General features: G+C 64.5%; 15 protein-coding genes. 8 read left to right on the forward strand and 7 right to left on the reverse strand.

The genetic code is table 11. The features are described 5' to 3' along the window. Window positions 1-11: 11 nt before the first annotated feature. Window positions 12-929 (forward strand): alpha/beta hydrolase, encoded by a 918-nt coding sequence (locus GJV26_RS20915; RefSeq protein ID WP_229419376.1) that lies wholly within the window; start codon window positions 12-14, stop codon window positions 927-929. Window positions 930-1,085: 156 nt separating this feature from the next. Here GJV26_RS20915 and GJV26_RS20920 read toward each other — a convergent pair whose 3' ends face one another. From GJV26_RS20920 to GJV26_RS20930, 3 genes are all read right to left on the reverse strand, one after another. Continuing rightward, entirely contained in the window at window positions 1,086-3,011 is a 1,926-nt protein-coding gene (locus GJV26_RS20920; RefSeq protein ID WP_155710663.1) for a PhoH family protein, read from the reverse strand. A 242-nt stretch (window positions 3,012-3,253) separates the two neighbouring features. Further along, on the reverse strand, window positions 3,254-3,736 hold the full coding sequence (locus tag GJV26_RS20925) for a peroxiredoxin (RefSeq protein WP_189441987.1): 483 nt from the start codon (window positions 3,734-3,736) through the stop codon (window positions 3,254-3,256). Between the two features lie 95 nt (window positions 3,737-3,831). After that, window positions 3,832-4,266 carry an Mth938-like domain-containing protein gene (locus tag GJV26_RS20930; protein WP_155710664.1) on the reverse strand — a complete coding sequence of 145 codons (435 nt, stop codon included), beginning with the start codon at window positions 4,264-4,266 and terminating at the stop codon, window positions 3,832-3,834. A 176-nt stretch (window positions 4,267-4,442) separates the two neighbouring features. On the opposite strand from GJV26_RS20930, the gene GJV26_RS20935 reads away from it, so the two are divergent. Together GJV26_RS20935 and GJV26_RS20940 are read left to right on the forward strand one after the other, a co-directional pair. Next, a complete protein-coding gene (locus GJV26_RS20935; protein WP_155710665.1) occupies window positions 4,443-5,672 on the forward strand; it encodes a pyridoxal phosphate-dependent aminotransferase in 1,230 nt (409 codons plus the stop codon). Between the two features lie 160 nt (window positions 5,673-5,832). Beyond that, window positions 5,833-7,155 (forward strand): homoserine dehydrogenase, encoded by a 1,323-nt coding sequence (locus tag GJV26_RS20940; protein ID WP_155710666.1) that lies wholly within the window; start codon window positions 5,833-5,835, stop codon window positions 7,153-7,155. Window positions 7,156-7,466: 311 nt separating this feature from the next. On the opposite strand, the gene GJV26_RS20945 is transcribed toward GJV26_RS20940, so the two are convergent. The 4 genes from GJV26_RS20945 to GJV26_RS20960 all read right to left on the reverse strand — a co-directional run bounded on the left by GJV26_RS20945 (window position 7,467) and on the right by GJV26_RS20960 (window position 11,403). Further along, window positions 7,467-7,784 (reverse strand): BON domain-containing protein, encoded by a 318-nt coding sequence (locus GJV26_RS20945; protein WP_155710667.1) that lies wholly within the window; start codon window positions 7,782-7,784, stop codon window positions 7,467-7,469. A gap of 223 nt (window positions 7,785-8,007) precedes the next feature. Further along, window positions 8,008-9,393 carry a sigma 54-interacting transcriptional regulator gene (locus GJV26_RS20950; RefSeq protein ID WP_155710668.1) on the reverse strand — a complete coding sequence of 462 codons (1,386 nt, stop codon included), beginning with the start codon at window positions 9,391-9,393 and terminating at the stop codon, window positions 8,008-8,010. After that, window positions 9,393-9,992, reverse strand: coding sequence for a hypothetical protein (locus GJV26_RS20955; protein WP_155710669.1), 600 nt, complete (start codon window positions 9,990-9,992; stop codon window positions 9,393-9,395). Before GJV26_RS20955 ends, GJV26_RS20950 begins: the two co-directional genes overlap by 1 nt. Beyond that, complete coding sequence (locus GJV26_RS20960) at window positions 9,982-11,403, reverse strand: HAMP domain-containing sensor histidine kinase (protein ID WP_155710670.1); 1,422 nt, start codon at window positions 11,401-11,403, stop codon at window positions 9,982-9,984. Before GJV26_RS20960 ends, GJV26_RS20955 begins: the two co-directional genes overlap by 11 nt. A gap of 457 nt (window positions 11,404-11,860) precedes the next feature. Here GJV26_RS20960 and GJV26_RS20965 point away from each other — a divergent pair, with 457 nt between their 5' ends. The 5 genes from GJV26_RS20965 to GJV26_RS20985 are packed head-to-tail and all read left to right on the forward strand — an operon-like array spanning window position 11,861 to window position 14,459. Continuing rightward, the gene (locus GJV26_RS20965; protein ID WP_155710671.1) at window positions 11,861-12,601 is read left to right on the forward strand and encodes a beta-ketoacyl synthase chain length factor; all 741 of its coding nucleotides are present in this window, start codon (window positions 11,861-11,863) and stop codon (window positions 12,599-12,601) included. Further along, complete coding sequence (locus GJV26_RS20970; protein ID WP_229427956.1) at window positions 12,594-13,382, forward strand: lysophospholipid acyltransferase family protein; 789 nt, start codon at window positions 12,594-12,596, stop codon at window positions 13,380-13,382. Before GJV26_RS20965 ends, GJV26_RS20970 begins: the two co-directional genes overlap by 8 nt. Further along, window positions 13,375-13,629, forward strand: a complete 255-nt coding sequence (locus tag GJV26_RS20975) for a phosphopantetheine-binding protein (protein WP_155710672.1) — start codon at window positions 13,375-13,377, stop codon at window positions 13,627-13,629. The genes GJV26_RS20970 and GJV26_RS20975 overlap by 8 nt, the downstream gene beginning before the upstream one ends. A gap of 10 nt (window positions 13,630-13,639) precedes the next feature. Then, window positions 13,640-13,909 (forward strand): acyl carrier protein, encoded by a 270-nt coding sequence (locus GJV26_RS20980; RefSeq protein WP_229419377.1) that lies wholly within the window; start codon window positions 13,640-13,642, stop codon window positions 13,907-13,909. 4 nt (window positions 13,910-13,913) lie between these two features. Continuing rightward, window positions 13,914-14,459 carry a COG4648 family protein gene (locus GJV26_RS20985; RefSeq protein WP_155710673.1) on the forward strand — a complete coding sequence of 182 codons (546 nt, stop codon included), beginning with the start codon at window positions 13,914-13,916 and terminating at the stop codon, window positions 14,457-14,459. Window positions 14,460-14,464 lie beyond the last annotated feature (5 nt).

The following is a 14,464-nucleotide window of genomic DNA, read 5'->3' on the forward strand; positions in this document are numbered from 1 at the left end:
GGAGGATCGACTTGAAGCAGTTCTTTCATACCATGATGGCGCTGTGCGCATGCGCCGTGACCACCGCGGCGCCAGTGCCGCCGCCGCTTGCGCCCCCGCTTGTGCCCTATGTGCTCGAGAATACCGAAGTGCGCGACATCCGCGCCGCCGCGCTGCATCGCGACTACCAGCTCTTCGTGGCATTGCCCGACTCGTATGCCACCTCCGGCCGCCGCTATCCGGTGGTCTTCATCACCGACGCCAACTATGCGTTCCCTGTCGCGCGCAGCATCGCCTCGCGTTTGCACAAGCACGCCGGGCTGGAAGAAGTGATCGTGGTCGGCTTGTCATACGCCAACGGGGAGAGCGGCAATTACAGCCGCCGCCGCGATTACACGCCGACCGTGTCGCGCAATGGCGGCGACCGGTCGGACATGCCCGGCCGCCAGCAGGCATTCGGCGAGGCCGCCGCGTACGGGCGCTTCATCGCCACGGAAGTCTTTCCGCTCATCGCCAGGCAATACCGCGCCGACATGGACCGCAAGATCTTCGTCGGCCATTCGTACGGCAGCCTGCTCGGCTTGCAGATATTGCTGACGCGCCCCGACACGTTCGACCACTACATCCTCGGCAGCCCGTCGTTGTGGTACGACCGGGGCGTGATGTTCGACCGCGAAAAGGCCTACGCCGCCGGGCACCGGGACATGCCGGCGTCCATCTTCTTCGGCATCGGCAGCCGCGAAACCCTGGCCCCCGGCAAGACGCGCTCCCGCGCCGAGGAAAGATTCGACATGGTCGCCGACCTGCGCGACTTCCACGGTGCCCTGGCAGCGCACCGCTACCCCGGCCTGACGAGCACCGTCAAGGTATTCGCCGACGAGGATCACGCCAGCGTCTTCCCGCTCGTCCTCACGCACGGGCTGCGCAGCTACCTGAAGCGGAAGCAATAAGTTTCCTGGAACCGGGGTCAGACCGGATCGCCGGACCGCCCGTTTCAGGAAATATTTCCAAAAATTGGGGTCAGACCCCGGTTTTTGGCAATGTTATCGGGCAAAAAAAAGCCCCGCCGGCTTGCGCGGGCGGGGCTTTGGCGGAGCGGGAGGTGCTTACAGCACGTCGCTCGCGTGGTCGGCGAGGCGGGAGCGTTCGCCGCGCGCCAGCGTGACGTGGCCGCTGTGCGCCCAGCCCTTGAAGCGGTCGACCACGTAGGTCAGGCCGCTCGAGCCTTCCGTCAGGTATGGCGTATCGATCTGGGCGATGTTGCCGAGGCAGAGGATCTTGGTGCCCGGGCCGGCGCGCGTCACCAGCGTCTTGATCTGCTTCGGCGTCAGGTTCTGCGCCTCGTCGATGATCAGGAACTTGTTGACGAACGTGCGGCCGCGCATGAAGTTCAGCGACTTGATCTTGATGCGCGAGCGGATCAGGTCCTGCGTTGCCGCGCGGCCCCATTCGCCGGCGTCGTTGTCGGACTTGTTCAGCACCTCGAGGTTGTCGTCGAACGCGCCCATCCACGGGCTCATCTTTTCTTCCTCGGTACCCGGCAGGAAGCCGATATCCTCGCCCACCGGCACCGTCACGCGGGTAACGATGATCTCGTTGTACAGCTTGGTCTCCAGCACCTGGGCCAGGCCGGAAGCCAGCGCCAGCAGCGTTTTACCGGTACCCGCCTGGCCCAGCAGCGTGACGAAGTCGCATTCCGGATCCATCAGCAGGTTCAGCGCGAAATTCTGCTCGCGGTTGCGCGCGGTAACGCCCCACACATTGTTCTTGTTGTGCGAGTAGTCGCGCAGCACGCGGATCACCGCCGTCTTGCCGTTCAGCTGCTTGACCTGGCCGTAGAACGACGCTTCGCCGTTGTTCGGTTCCAGGTACACGAACTGGTTGACCAGCATCGACGGCACGAACGGCCCGGTCACGCGGTAGTACGTGGTGCTGTAGCCGTTCTTGTTTTCCTGCCACGACTCCATGTCCTTGCCGTGCTTGTTCCAGAAGTCGTCCGGCAGCTGCACGATGCCCGAGTACAGCAGGTCGGTATCTTCCAGCACGTGGTCGTTGAAATAATCCTCGGCGGGCAGGCCCAGCGCGCGCGCCTTGATGCGCATGTTGATGTCCTTCGACACCAGCACCACGGCACGGCCCGGCTGGTCCGCTTCGAGCGAGCGCACCACGGCCAGGATCTGGTTGTCGGCCTTGCCCTGTGGCAGGCCTTCCGGCAGGTCGGCGATCTGCAGCCGGGTCTGGAAGAACAGGCGGCCCTTGGCATCCTTGTTGCCCAGCTTCGACAGCGGGATGCCCTGTTCGATGGCGTCATCGTCCGTGTTGGCCACCAAGCCGTCGAGCGTGCGCGATACCTGGCGTGCATTGCGCGCCACTTCGGACATGCCCTTCTTGTGGTTGTCCAGCTCTTCCAGCGTCATCATCGGCAGGTACACATCGTGTTCCTCGAAACGGAACAGCGATGTCGGGTCGTGCATCAGCACGTTCGTGTCGAGCACGAACAGCTTGGTGCCGCCGATCTGGTCGGCATGGCGGCTGGTCGACGACTTGATGGTCACTTCCACCGGCTTGTGCTTGGCCGGATGCGGTGCCTCGGCCTTGATCGGCGTGACCTTGGCGCGCGGCGCCTTGGCCGTCGCGGGTTCGGCGGCAACGGCGGGGGCGGCGGCAGAGGCAGTGGCAGCAGGAGCAGCCGGATAAGCCACCTTGGCCGCTACCGGCGCGGACAGCGGCGCAGGATCGGCCACAGGGGCGGCAACGGCGGCGGTAGCAGCGGCGGCCACGGTGGGCACCGGTGCGACAGTCTTCGCGGTGCCCTTGCGCGCGGTCTTCTTCGGCGGCACCGGCGGCAGCGCCTCGGCCAGCACGGTCGGCGTCACGGTGTCCAGGATCTCGGTGGACTTGCCGCGCGTGGATTTCTTCTGCGGTACTTCATCGTGTTCGGGGAACGGTACCGGATTGGCGCCGCTCGCCTTGGGGTAATCTTTTGCCAGCAGCAGGGTGGCCGGCTTGGTGGGCAGTTTTGGCAGTGGCATCAGGATCTCGTCTTAAAAAAAGTCCCTCGCGGCCGGCATCGGCCACGGTGACAGGTCGGTAGGGAATACAGTGGATGCCGAGAGGGCAGCAGGGTGCCCGGGTAGCGAAGCCGCAGGGGTGGCTGCGGGGGAAACTACGATGAGGAGAGGAGAACGCTGTTGACTCAAAATCTGGCTACAAGTACATCCATTGGGGTTGACCGAAATTCGGTTGACCGGAATGCACACGCCGAGCTCGATGGCTAGCCCCGGCGCGCTACAAATTCCAGCACTTCATCGACGTGACCGGGTACTTTCACGCCACGCCATTCTTTCACCAACCTCCCTTGGGCGTCAATGACAAACGTACTGCGCTCGACGCCCCGCACTTCCTTGCCGTACATCTTCTTCTGCTTCATCACGCCGAACGCCTGGCATACCGCTTCGTCGGGATCGGAGATCAGTTCGAAAGGCAGTCCGAGCTTGGCCTTGAAACTTTCGTGCGAACGCAGCGAATCGCGGCTGATGCCGTAGATTTCCACCCCGGCCGCCTTGAACTGCTCGTGCAGGTCGCGAAAGGCCATGTTTTCCGTCGTGCAGCCGGGTGTGTTGTCCTTCGGGTAGAAGAACAGCACGGTGGCCTGCGCCGGGCGTCCGGCCAGCGTGAAAGTCTGGCCGCTCGTCATCGCGGCGGAAAAGTCGGATACGGGGGCGGCGGTTTGCGGAAGATCGGGGCTATCGGCCACGCTGTTTTCTCCTGGAAGGCTGGGGTGCGCATCGGCGCGGAAAAATGTCCGATGCGATTGGAATATTGCGGCAATATGCCGGGAATCAAGGGCGGTCAGGACTGCGCCGGTGCCGGGGCATCCCGTACCACTTTCTCTTCCGCATCTTTTTCCGCATCTTTTTCGACGATGAGGGCGAGCAACGCCTTGCGCCCCTCGCCCATCAGGATATTGTAGGTGCGGCAGGCGGCATTGGTATCCATGCACTCGACGCCGATGCGGCGCGACGTCAGCGGTGCGGACAGGCGCGGATGCACGAAGCGCTGGCGCTCGCCGGTGCCGAGGATGACGACATCCGGCGCTTCGGACAGCAAGTGCTCGAAATGTTCCACCGTCAGGTCGGCGAACCGCGCCACGGGCCACGGCTGCGGCGCCTTTTCGGGCAACACCAGCAGGCTGTAGTCGAAGGGCTTGGCATTGATCTCCACGCCGCCGGCGAAATAGCCGGTGACGGTCTGGTATTGCTGGGTATCGCTGGAATGGAGCTTCATCGTGTCGCTCGTAAATCTGGTCGCAAGGGGCCCTATTGTAACGTTTTGCCATCTGAAGTCGGGTTTTGCCCGCTGCCGCGGCCGCCCGCGGTTGCCTAATCGAACTTTATTCGGCAGAATGGGTTTTTTCGCAATGCAGCATTGCATTGATGCGTTAGTACTTTCGGGGATTGATTTTGCGACCGATTCAGAAATCGAACAAGCTGGCAGAAGTCTGTTATGAAATCCGTGGGCCGGTGCCTGAAAAGGCACGCCAGATGGAGGAAGAGGGCCACAAGATTACCAAGCTCAACATCGGCAACCTTGCCGTGTTCGGCTTCGATCCGCCCGACGAGATCGTGCAGGACATGAAGATCCAGTTGCCGAACGCGGCCGGCTACACGGATTCGAAAGGTATGTTCGCGCCGCGCAAGGCGGTGATGCACTATACGCAGGGCAAGAACATCGCCGGCGTGTCGATCGAGGACATCTACCTGGGCAACGGCGCCTCGGAGCTGATCGTGATGTCGATGAACGCGCTGCTCAACAACGGCGACGAAGTGCTGGTGCCGGCGCCCGACTATCCGCTGTGGACCGCGGCGGTCAGCCTGTCCGGCGGCCGCCCGGTGCACTACATCTGCGACGAGCAGCAGGACTGGTTTCCGGATATCGACGACATCCGCAAGAAGATCACGCCGAACACGCGCGCGATCGTCGTCATCAATCCGAACAACCCCACCGGCGCGCTGTACCCGGACGAGGTGCTGCTGCAGATCATCGAGCTGGCACGCCAGCACCAGCTGATCATCTACGCCGACGAAATCTACGACAAGGTGCTGTACGACGGCGCGCAGCATACTTCGATCGCCTCGCTGTGCGAGGACGTGCTGTGCGTGACGTTCAACGGCCTGTCGAAAAATTACCGCGCCTGCGGTTACCGGGCCGGCTGGATGGTCGTCTCGGGCGAAAAGCGGCACGCGAAGGACTACATCGAGGGGCTGAACATGCTCGCCTCGATGCGCCTGTGCGCCAATGCGCCGGGCCAGTTTGCGATCCAGACTGCGCTCGGCGGCTACCAGAGCATCCACGACCTGGTCGGCCCCGGCGGGCGCCTGCTCAAGCAGCGCGATCTCGCCTACAAGCTGTTGACGGATATCCCCGGCGTCAGCGTGGTGAAACCGAAGGCGGCGCTGTACATGTTCCCCCGCCTAGATCCGAAGATCTACCCGATCGCGGATGACCAGCAGTTCGCCTACGACCTGCTGGCCGAGACCAAGGTCCTGATCGTCCAGGGCACGGGTTTCAACTGGATCGCGCCGGACCACTTCCGGGTCGTGTTCCTGCCCAACACGGACGACATGACCGAAGCTTTCGGGCGCATTTCCCGCTTCCTCGAAGGCTATCGCCGCAGGCATGGACATAACTGAGGGATATAGCCGAGGGCCATGACTGTGGGCCATGACCGAAGCCCATGACCGGGTGGGCATGGCCAGGGGCCACAACCGGGTGGACACAGGCAAGGGACACGGCTGACCGATCAACCCGGCGCGCGGCGGCAAGCGGCGCGCCAGCTATGAAACTGGAAACATGAACTCGATCAAAGTAGGTTTGCTGGGCGTGGGCAATGTCGGAGGCGGTACCTTCGATGTCCTGAAACGCAACCAGGAAGAAATCCGCCGCCGCGCCGGCCGCGGCATCGAAGTGGTGGCCGTCTCGGCCCGTAACCTCGAGCGCGCAAGGCTGCGCACCAATGGCGAGGTGAAAGTGGTGGCCGACCCGTTCGACATCGTCAACGATCCGTCGATCGACATCGTCGTCGAACTGATCGGCGGCTACGACACGGCGCTCGAGCTCGTCATGCGCGCGATCGAGAACGGCAAGCACGTGGTCACCGCCAACAAGGCGCTGCTGGCCGTGCACGGCAACGAGATCTTCAAGGCGGCCCAGGCAAAAGGCGTGATGGTGGCGTTCGAGGCGGCCGTCGCCGGCGGCATTCCCATCATCAAGGCGCTGCGCGAAGGCCTCACGGCGAACCGCGTGCAATGGCTGGCCGGCATCATCAACGGCACCACGAACTTCATCCTTTCCGAAATGCGCGACAAGGGCCTGGACTTCGACACGGTGCTGAAGCAGGCGCAGGCCCTCGGCTATGCCGAGGCCGACCCGACGTTCGACATCGAAGGCGTGGATGCGGCGCACAAGGCCACGATCCTGTCGGCCATCGCGTTCGGCATTCCGGTGCAGTTCGCCAAGGCGCACGTGGAAGGCATCGCCAGGCTCGAGGCGGTGGACATCCGCTATGCCGAGCAGCTGGGCTACCGCATCAAGCTGCTCGGCATCGCCAAGCGCGCCCGCGTCGACGGTGTCGAAGGCATCGAACTGCGCGTGCACCCCACGCTGATCCCGGCCAAGCGCCTGATCGCCAACGTCGAAGGCGCGATGAACGCCGTGCTGGTGCACGGCGATGCGGTCGGCGCCACGCTGTACTACGGCAAGGGCGCCGGCGCCGAACCGACCGCCTCGGCCGTGATCGCCGACCTGGTCGACATCACGCGCCTGGCCACCGCCGACCCGGAACACCGCGTGCCGCACCTGGCGTTCCAGCCGGACGAGCTGGCCGACATCGCGATCCTGCCGATGGCCGAGATCACCACCAGCTACTACCTGCGCATGCGCGTGGCCGACCAGCCCGGCGTGCTGGCCGACCTGACCCGCATCCTGGCCGACAGCGGCATCTCGATCGACGCGATGATGCAGAAGGAGCCGGGAGAAGGCGAAATCCAGGCCGACATCATCATGCTGACGCACCAGACCCAGGAAAAGAAAGTGCTGGCCGCGATCGCCCGCATGGAAGGCCTGCCGACCGTGCTGGGCAACGTGACCAAGATCCGGCTCGAGAATCTGTCCTGATCGGAAATTGTTCCAGCAATACGAAACGGCCTTCGGGCCGTTTTTTTCGATCTTCTCCAACAACATTGCCAAAAACCCTCGCCAAAAACTGGGGTCAGACCCCGGTTTTCAGTAATGTTTCCAAAAGTCGGGGTCAGACCCCGGTTTTCGGCAATGTTTGCCGTAAGCAAAAAAAAGCGGGCAACACTTGCGTGCGCCCGCTGGAAGGGGAGGTACTTCTGCTACTCTCAGATGCTACTTACCACGGTACTACTACTTCCATGCAGTCCCAGCTCCGGGACTGAATTCGGTATGAATCTTTCCTGTGATGGTTACTTGGATGCGACGGTCAGTTCGCTCTTCACTTCCTTCACGCCTTCGACAGCGGAAGCGGCCTGGATGGCCTTGGTGCCTTCATCCGTGCTCGGTACGGAACCGGTCAGCGTCACTACGCCTTGAGCGGCGGAAACACCGATCTGCTTCTGGTCGGCCAGCGCAGCCTTGACCTTGGAGGTCAGTGCGGTGTCGCCGGAAGCGGCGGCAGCGCCTGCCATGGCGGCATCCTGTTGTGGTTCGGCAGCGAAAGCGGCGGTACCGAAGGACAGGGAAGCAGCGGCCAGCAGGGAGGCGATCAGTTTGGTGTTCGTCATGGTAAGAATCTCCATCGTAGTTTAAGGAACGCCATGAGACGTTGCTCAACTATATGCAATCGCCGTGCCAGGTCTTAAAATCCTAGCTGAATCAATGACTTGCAAATTACGATAAGATTATATTTCCCATAAGAATCAATATGGCGGGCGGTTTGGACCGGTTTTGTCGCTACCAGGCGACAGCCTCCAGTCCAGTTAGACTAACTCTTTGATATTAAACAAATTATTCCTGTCGCTCGTCAGCGACAGTGCCGCCGTCGCGGAACTGCGACGCGGTTAGGTCGTACTTCGACAACAGGCGGTAGAACTCGGTCCTGTTGCGTTCGGCCAGCCGTGCGGCATCGGAGACATTACCGTCCGTTAGCTTCAGCAACTGCACCAGATAGTTCCGTTCGAAGCGCTGCTTGGCCTCCGTGTAGCTGAGCACCTCGAGCGTGGGCACGCGCAGCGCGCGGTGCACCAGCGTCAGCGGCACCAGCGGCGCCGTGGCCAGCGCGCACACGTGTTCGACCACGTTGTACAGCTGGCGCACGTTGCCGGGCCAGGCGGCGCGTGTCAGCGCTTCCAGCGCGTCCGGCGCGAAGCCGTGCACGGTCTTCTGGTATTTCGATGCGAGCATCTGCAGGAAACGCGTCGCCAGCAGGCCGATATCCTCGCGCCGCTGCGCCAGCGCCGGCAGGGTCAGCGTGATCACGTTCAGGCGGTAATACAGGTCTTCGCGGAACTGCCCCTCGAGCATCGCCGCATCCAGGTCGCGGTGGGTGGCCGACAACACCCGCACGTCCACCGGCCGCCCCACGTCCGATCCCAGCTGGCGAACCACGCGCTCCTGCAGCACGCGCAGCAGCTTCACCTGCAGCAGCAGCGGCATGTCGCCGATCTCGTCGAGGAACAGCGTGCCGCCGTCGGCCGCCTGCACCAGGCCTTCGCGGCTCGACACGGCGCCCGTGTAGGCACCCTTCACATGGCCGAACAGTTCCGACTCCAGCAGGTTTTCCGGAATGGCGCCGCAATTGACGGCGATGAACGGCGCGTTCGCGCGCCGGCTGGCACGGTGGATCGCGCGTGCCAGCAATTCCTTGCCGGTGCCGCTCTCGCCGCGGATCAGCACGCTGGCATCGGAGGCCGCCACCAGCCGCGCCTCGGCCAGCAGCTCGGCCATCGCATGGCTGCGGCTGATGATCTCGGCGCGCCAGTTGTCGTCGCCCTCGGGCCCCACGCTGGCCGGCGCCGTCAGCGCCAGCGCCTGGCTGATGCGGTCCAGCAGCATCTTCGCGTCGAACGGTTTCGTCAGGTAGGCATAGGCGCCCAGCGTGGTGGCCTCGACCGCGTCGGGGATCGTGCCGTGCGCCGTCAGCAGGATCACCGGCAGCGCCGGGTACTGGCTGCGGATTTCCTGGAACAGCGCCATGCCGTCGCGGTCCGGCAGGCGGATGTCGCTGATCACGAGCGACGGCAGTTCGATCGACATGCGGGCCAGCGCCGCCTCGGCGCTGCCCACGGCCGTCACGCGGTAGCCGTTCGCCGTCAGCCGCATCGAGATCAGGCGCAGCAGGTCGTCGTCGTCGTCCACGACCAGCAGGTGCGCGCCGCTATTCAGGTTCGCCATCAGCGTGCTCCCGGCGTCGATGCGCCATTGGCGCCATTGGCCGGCCGCACTGGCAGGCCCCGTTCGATCGCCTTCAGCGCTTCGACCGTGTCGCTCAGCTGTTCGGTCTTGCGCGTCGTATCCTTCAGTTGCGTGGACAGCCGGTCGGCCTGGTCGTACAGGCGCCGCGCTTCCGTGCAATGACTCGACAGCAGCTGCGCGAAGGCGCGCAAGCCCTGCGTTCCCGGTTCGTGCGACGCGGCAACGCCATCGAACAGTCCCTGCGCCCGCGCCAGGTCGCCACCGCCGCGCGTCAGCATCAGGATCATGCCCGTCTGCAGCGTTACCTTCGGCGTGCGCTGCTGCTGGAGCAGACCGGAAAGCTCCTTGAGCAGTTCGCCCTGCGTCATCTTGCGCAGCGACTGGTGATACACGAGCAGCGGCGTCACCTCGTCCGGCAACGCCACCGGCTCGACCTTGATGGGCAGCGGCTGCACGGGCGTCAGCGCGCCATAGTGCGGCAGCACGCTGCGTGGCGTGCTGCAGGCGGACAGCGCCAGCAGGAGCGGCAGCAGCGCTCCATAGAGGATTCGGCCGGGCAGTCTTGGATCAGTTTTCATATGGCAGTTCGAGACGGAAGTGAGCCCCTGGCGATGAGGGCAGGAGTTGCAGCGTGCCGCCGTGCGCGGTAACGTATTCGCGCACGATCGACAGGCCGATGCCATTGCCGCGCCGTGCGCCGGGCGGCTGGCGTTCGCCCTGGTAGAACGGCTCGAAGACGCGCTGGGCGTCGGCCGGGGCCACGCCGGGCCCCTGGTCGATGCAGTCCAGCCGCAGCAGGCGGTTCCGATGGGCGAGGATGAAACGCACCGTGCCGCCTTCGGGCGAAAAACGCACGGCGTTCGATAACAGGTTGCTCGCGACGACGGCGAGCTTGGCGCTGTCCACCGCGATCTCCGGCGCGGCGCCTTCGACCATCACGACCAGGCTGCGCGCCTGGGTTTGCAGGCGCTGGCTGTCGACCACGCGGCGCACCAGCACCGCCATGTCGACCGGTTCGCGCAGCAGGTGCTGCGCATCGAAGCTGGCGGCATTGTAGCGCAGCAGGTCCTCGATCTGGTTTTGCAGCGACGCCGTATTCTGCCGCAGGATGGCGGTGATCTCATGCTGTTTCGGCCCCAGCGGCCCCACCACCTCGTCCTCCAGCAGGGCCACGCCTTCGACCAGCGCGGCCAGCGGCGTTTTCAGCTCGTGCGAGATATGGCGCAGGAAGCGCGCCTTGTCCGCTTCCAGGTCGGCCAGCCGCTGCCGCAGCCAGTCCAGGTGGCGGCCCATGCGGCGCAGGTCGTCCGGCCCCGTCACCACGATCGGCACATCGTAGCGGTTGCCGCCCAGTTGGCCGATCGCGCTTTCGATCTGTCGCAACGGCCGCGCCAGCCATACCCCGAACGCGATCGACAGCACGGCCGCCAGCGCGATGGCCAGCGCCAGCTGGCCGCGCAGCACGTTGCGGCGCGTTTCCAGTTCCTCCGTGATGGCGGCGTTGCGACGGTCCACCTCGGCCTGAACGTGGTGCGTGAGCTCGCTGTTAATGGCCGGCAGCTGCGCCAGCGCGGCATCGAGCCGCAGTTGCGCGGCATTGCGGCGCTCGGCCCGCATGTCCAGCGCCTGCCGCGCCGCCTCGCCATTGCGGCGCCAGTCGGCAAAGGCGGGCGGCTCGGTGCCGGGCAACTGGGCGGCGATCGCGTCCAGCGCGGTCAGCGCATCGCGCCAGGCTTCGCTGAAACGTTCCAGGAACGCCGGATCGTCCAGCACCAGGAACTGGCGCGCGCTGCGTTCCATCGCCACGCTGCGCTCGGCCACGCGCTGCGCGTTGGCTGTCAACGCGATGGCGTTATTGCCCGTTTCGCGGCTGTCCTCGGCCAGCCGGTTCAGCGTCAGCAGGGCGAGTACCGATGTGGCGCTCAGCAGCGCGGCAATCAGCAGGAATGCGATCAGCGACAGTGTCCGGAAGGAGAGCTTGATAGGCATGAGGTGAATGGGAATGATGCGCAATTAATGTTGACTAAGGAATAATAGTTGAATTTGCGGCTCTGTTGTTGCTTTATCGATCAGCATGCCGATATGCCGCTTTTTACAAAAATACAATCCTCAATACCTGAAGGTTTTATCGATTTGTAATTTGCAATTACGGGCAGGGCAGCGAAGCGCGAATATTACCGTGACAATTGGTGAGAATCTGCCTGGCCGGCGCCATTCGTTACAAAAAAAGCGGAGGTTGGTGACAATTTGCCGACTTTTGACGGCGTTGCGGGCTGTAGACTCCGCTGCTTCGGGTTGCCTGGCAACTGATTCAAACGCAACGCCGATTAACTGATAGTTTTGTGATTTATAGCAGTGCTCGCTTATAATTTCCGCTATTGCCTGCCACAGATCCACTCCCAGTGGCGCACCAGAGAGAGTTTCACCACCGCGACGGGGATTAAGAATGTACAGGGCAGGCGTCAGTTTTTCCATTATCGGGCATGCGGCCTGGGCGCCCGGCGTGGCGTCGGCGGAAGACTGGGCCGCCTGGGCCACGGCGCCGGCGCCGATCCCTGCACAAGGCGAGCCGGGCGTGCGCGCGATGCCGCCGATGTTGCGGCGGCGCCTTGGCCAGCTGGGCAAGATGGCGCTGGAGGTCGCGTACACGGCGCTCGGCGAGCGTGCCGCCGTTCCCACCGTGTTCTGTTCGCGCCATGGCGAGACGGCGCGCGCGATCGCGCTGCTCGACGACCTGGCGGGGAACGTGCCGCTGTCGCCCACGGCATTCGGCATGTCGGTGCATAACGCGAATGCGGGGCTGTTCTCGATCGCGCGCGGCGACCGTGCCAACCACATCGCGCTCGCGGCCGGCAGCAGCACGCTCGAGCACGCGGTGATCGAGGCTTGCGGCCTGCTGGCCGACGGCGAACCGGCGGTGCTCCTGGTCGCGGCCGACTGCCCGCTGCCGGACGTGTTCGCGCCGTTCGCCGACCGCGCCGAGCAGCCGCACGCGTTCGCGTGGCTGATGACGGCCGCGGACGGGGCGGGCGAGCGGCTGGCCCTGGAATGGGCGGCCACCAGTGCCGAGGAGGAGCATGGCGGCCCGCCCGGCACGCTGGAAGTACTGCGCTTCCATGCGGCCGGCGCGCCGGTCCTGGAACGGGTCGCCGGCAGGCGGCGCTGGCGCTGGAGCCGCGGTGGTTGAAACGCTGGAGCGGGCCTGGCGCGTTGTCGCCACCGGCGTGTCTTTCGCGTTGTTCGGCCTGGGCGGCCTGCTGATGCGGCTGGCCGTGTTCCCGCTGCTGCACCTGCTGGTGTGGCGCCGCGAGCGGCGCGTGACGACGGCGCGCACGATCATCCGCCTGGCGTTCCGCGCCTATGTCGACGTGATGCGCGCGCTGGGCGTGCTGCGCTACGAAGTGCGGGGACTGGAAAAGCTGGAGCGCCGCGGGCTGCTGATCCTGGCGAACCATCCGACCCTGATCGACACGGTGTTCCTGATGGCGTTCGTGCGCAACGCGGACTGCATCGTCAAGGGCGCGCTGTGGAACAACCCGTTCACACGGGGGCCGGTGCGGGCCGCAGGCTATATCAGCAATGGTGGTGGCGCCGGCGACGGCGATGGCGGCGATCTGGTGAAGGATTGCATCGCATCGCTGGAGCGCGGCAACAACCTGATCGTGTTCCCGGAGGGGACGCGCACGCCGGCCGGCGGTGCCATCAGCCTGAAACGGGGCGCCGCCAACGTGGCGGTGCGCGGTGCGCGCGCCATCACGCCGGTGGTGATCCGCTGCGATCCGCCCACGCTGGGCAAGGGTGAAAAATGGTGGCGGGTGCCGCCGCGCCGGGTGCGCTTCTCGCTGGAAGTGCAGGACGACGTGACGGTGGAGCCTTTCATCCACGGCAGCAGCGACGTAATGGCGGCGCGCCGGCTGACGGAATTTTTACAGAACTATTTTACGGGGAAGTACCAAGGCCATGCTTGAACAAGAAGTGAAAGAACTGATCATCGAAGTGCTCCAGCTGGAGGATATCAGCCCGAAGGACATCGATACCGATGCGCCGCTGTTCGTCGACGGCCTGGGCCTCGATTCGATCGACGCGCTCGAACTGGGCGTGGCCCTGCAAAAGAAATACGGCATTTCGCTGTCGGCCGACTCGGAAGACACGCGCCGCCATTTCGCCTCGGTGCGGGCACTGGCGGCGATGATCGAATCCAACCGCAAGGGATGAGGAGCGCAACATGATTGATCTGACCACCATGGGCAGCGAAGAGCTGCAGAACTGGGTGAGCGACCTGCTGGCCGAGATGTTCGAGCTGGACAGGGCGTCGCTGACGGCCGAATCGAACCTGTACGAAGACCTGGATATCGACAGCATCGATGCCGTCGATCTGGCCGTGAAGCTCAAGCAGCTGACCGGCAAGCGCCTGCAGCCGGAAGTGTTCAAGACCATCCGCACGATCGGCGACGTGGTCGACGCGCTGGCCGGCATGACGGAGCCGGTGGCCTGAGCGGATGCTGAGCAATGTCGTGGCCGTGGTTGTCACGGTGCTGTACCCGCTCGCGATCTGGCTCGGTCATGGCCGCTTCGAGCCGCGCTGGCTGGCGCTGCTGCTGCTGGCCGCGGCGGCGGCGCGGCTGCCGGCGCTGAAGATCTCGGGCGCCGCCCGCTGGTCGGTGGCGGGCGCGCTGGTGCTGGTCGGCTGCGCGGTCTGGAGCAACGTGCTGCTGCCGCTGAAACTGTATCCGGTGCTGGTCAACCTGGCGCTGCTGGCCGCCTTCGGCGCCAGTCTGGCCACGCCCATGTCGGCGATCGAGCGCATGGCGCGGCTGTCGGGCGATGACTTTCCACCGGTGGCGAGTGCGTACATGCGCACCGTCACGCAGGTGTGGTGCGCCTTCTTTGTATTCAACGGCGCCGTGGCGCTGGGCACGGCGCTGTGGGCCAGCGATGCGGCATGGTCGCTGTACACCGGCGTGGTTTCCTATGTCCTGATGGGCGTGCTGTTCGCCAGCGAATTCCTGGTTCGGCTGCGTTTCAAGCGACTGCATCATGTTTAATCGTT

The sequence above is a fragment of the Pseudoduganella dura genome, from assembly GCF_009727155.1.
Classification (GTDB): domain Bacteria; phylum Pseudomonadota; class Gammaproteobacteria; order Burkholderiales; family Burkholderiaceae_D; genus Rugamonas; species Rugamonas dura.

Bases quoted from the DNA above. Each gene is read 5' to 3' on its own strand.
- GJV26_RS20975 (WP_155710672.1), top strand. From the start codon at position 13,375: ATGCTTGAACAAGAAGTGAAAGAACTGATCATCGAAGTGCTCCAGCTG.
- GJV26_RS20955 (WP_155710669.1), bottom strand. From the start codon at position 9,992: ATGAAAACTGATCCAAGACTGCCCGGCCGAATCCTCTATGGAGCGCTG.
- GJV26_RS20980 (WP_229419377.1), top strand. From the start codon at position 13,640: ATGATTGATCTGACCACCATGGGCAGCGAAGAGCTGCAGAACTGGGTG.
- GJV26_RS20985 (WP_155710673.1), top strand. From the start codon at position 13,914: ATGCTGAGCAATGTCGTGGCCGTGGTTGTCACGGTGCTGTACCCGCTC.
- GJV26_RS20950 (WP_155710668.1), bottom strand. From the start codon at position 9,393: ATGGCGAACCTGAATAGCGGCGCGCACCTGCTGGTCGTGGACGACGAC.
- GJV26_RS20965 (WP_155710671.1), top strand. From the start codon at position 11,861: ATGTACAGGGCAGGCGTCAGTTTTTCCATTATCGGGCATGCGGCCTGG.
- GJV26_RS20920 (WP_155710663.1), bottom strand. From the start codon at position 3,011: ATGCCACTGCCAAAACTGCCCACCAAGCCGGCCACCCTGCTGCTGGCA.
- GJV26_RS20960 (WP_155710670.1), bottom strand. From the start codon at position 11,403: ATGCCTATCAAGCTCTCCTTCCGGACACTGTCGCTGATCGCATTCCTG.
- GJV26_RS20930 (WP_155710664.1), bottom strand. From the start codon at position 4,266: ATGAAGCTCCATTCCAGCGATACCCAGCAATACCAGACCGTCACCGGC.
- GJV26_RS20940 (WP_155710666.1), top strand. From the start codon at position 5,833: ATGAACTCGATCAAAGTAGGTTTGCTGGGCGTGGGCAATGTCGGAGGC.
- GJV26_RS20945 (WP_155710667.1), bottom strand. From the start codon at position 7,784: ATGACGAACACCAAACTGATCGCCTCCCTGCTGGCCGCTGCTTCCCTG.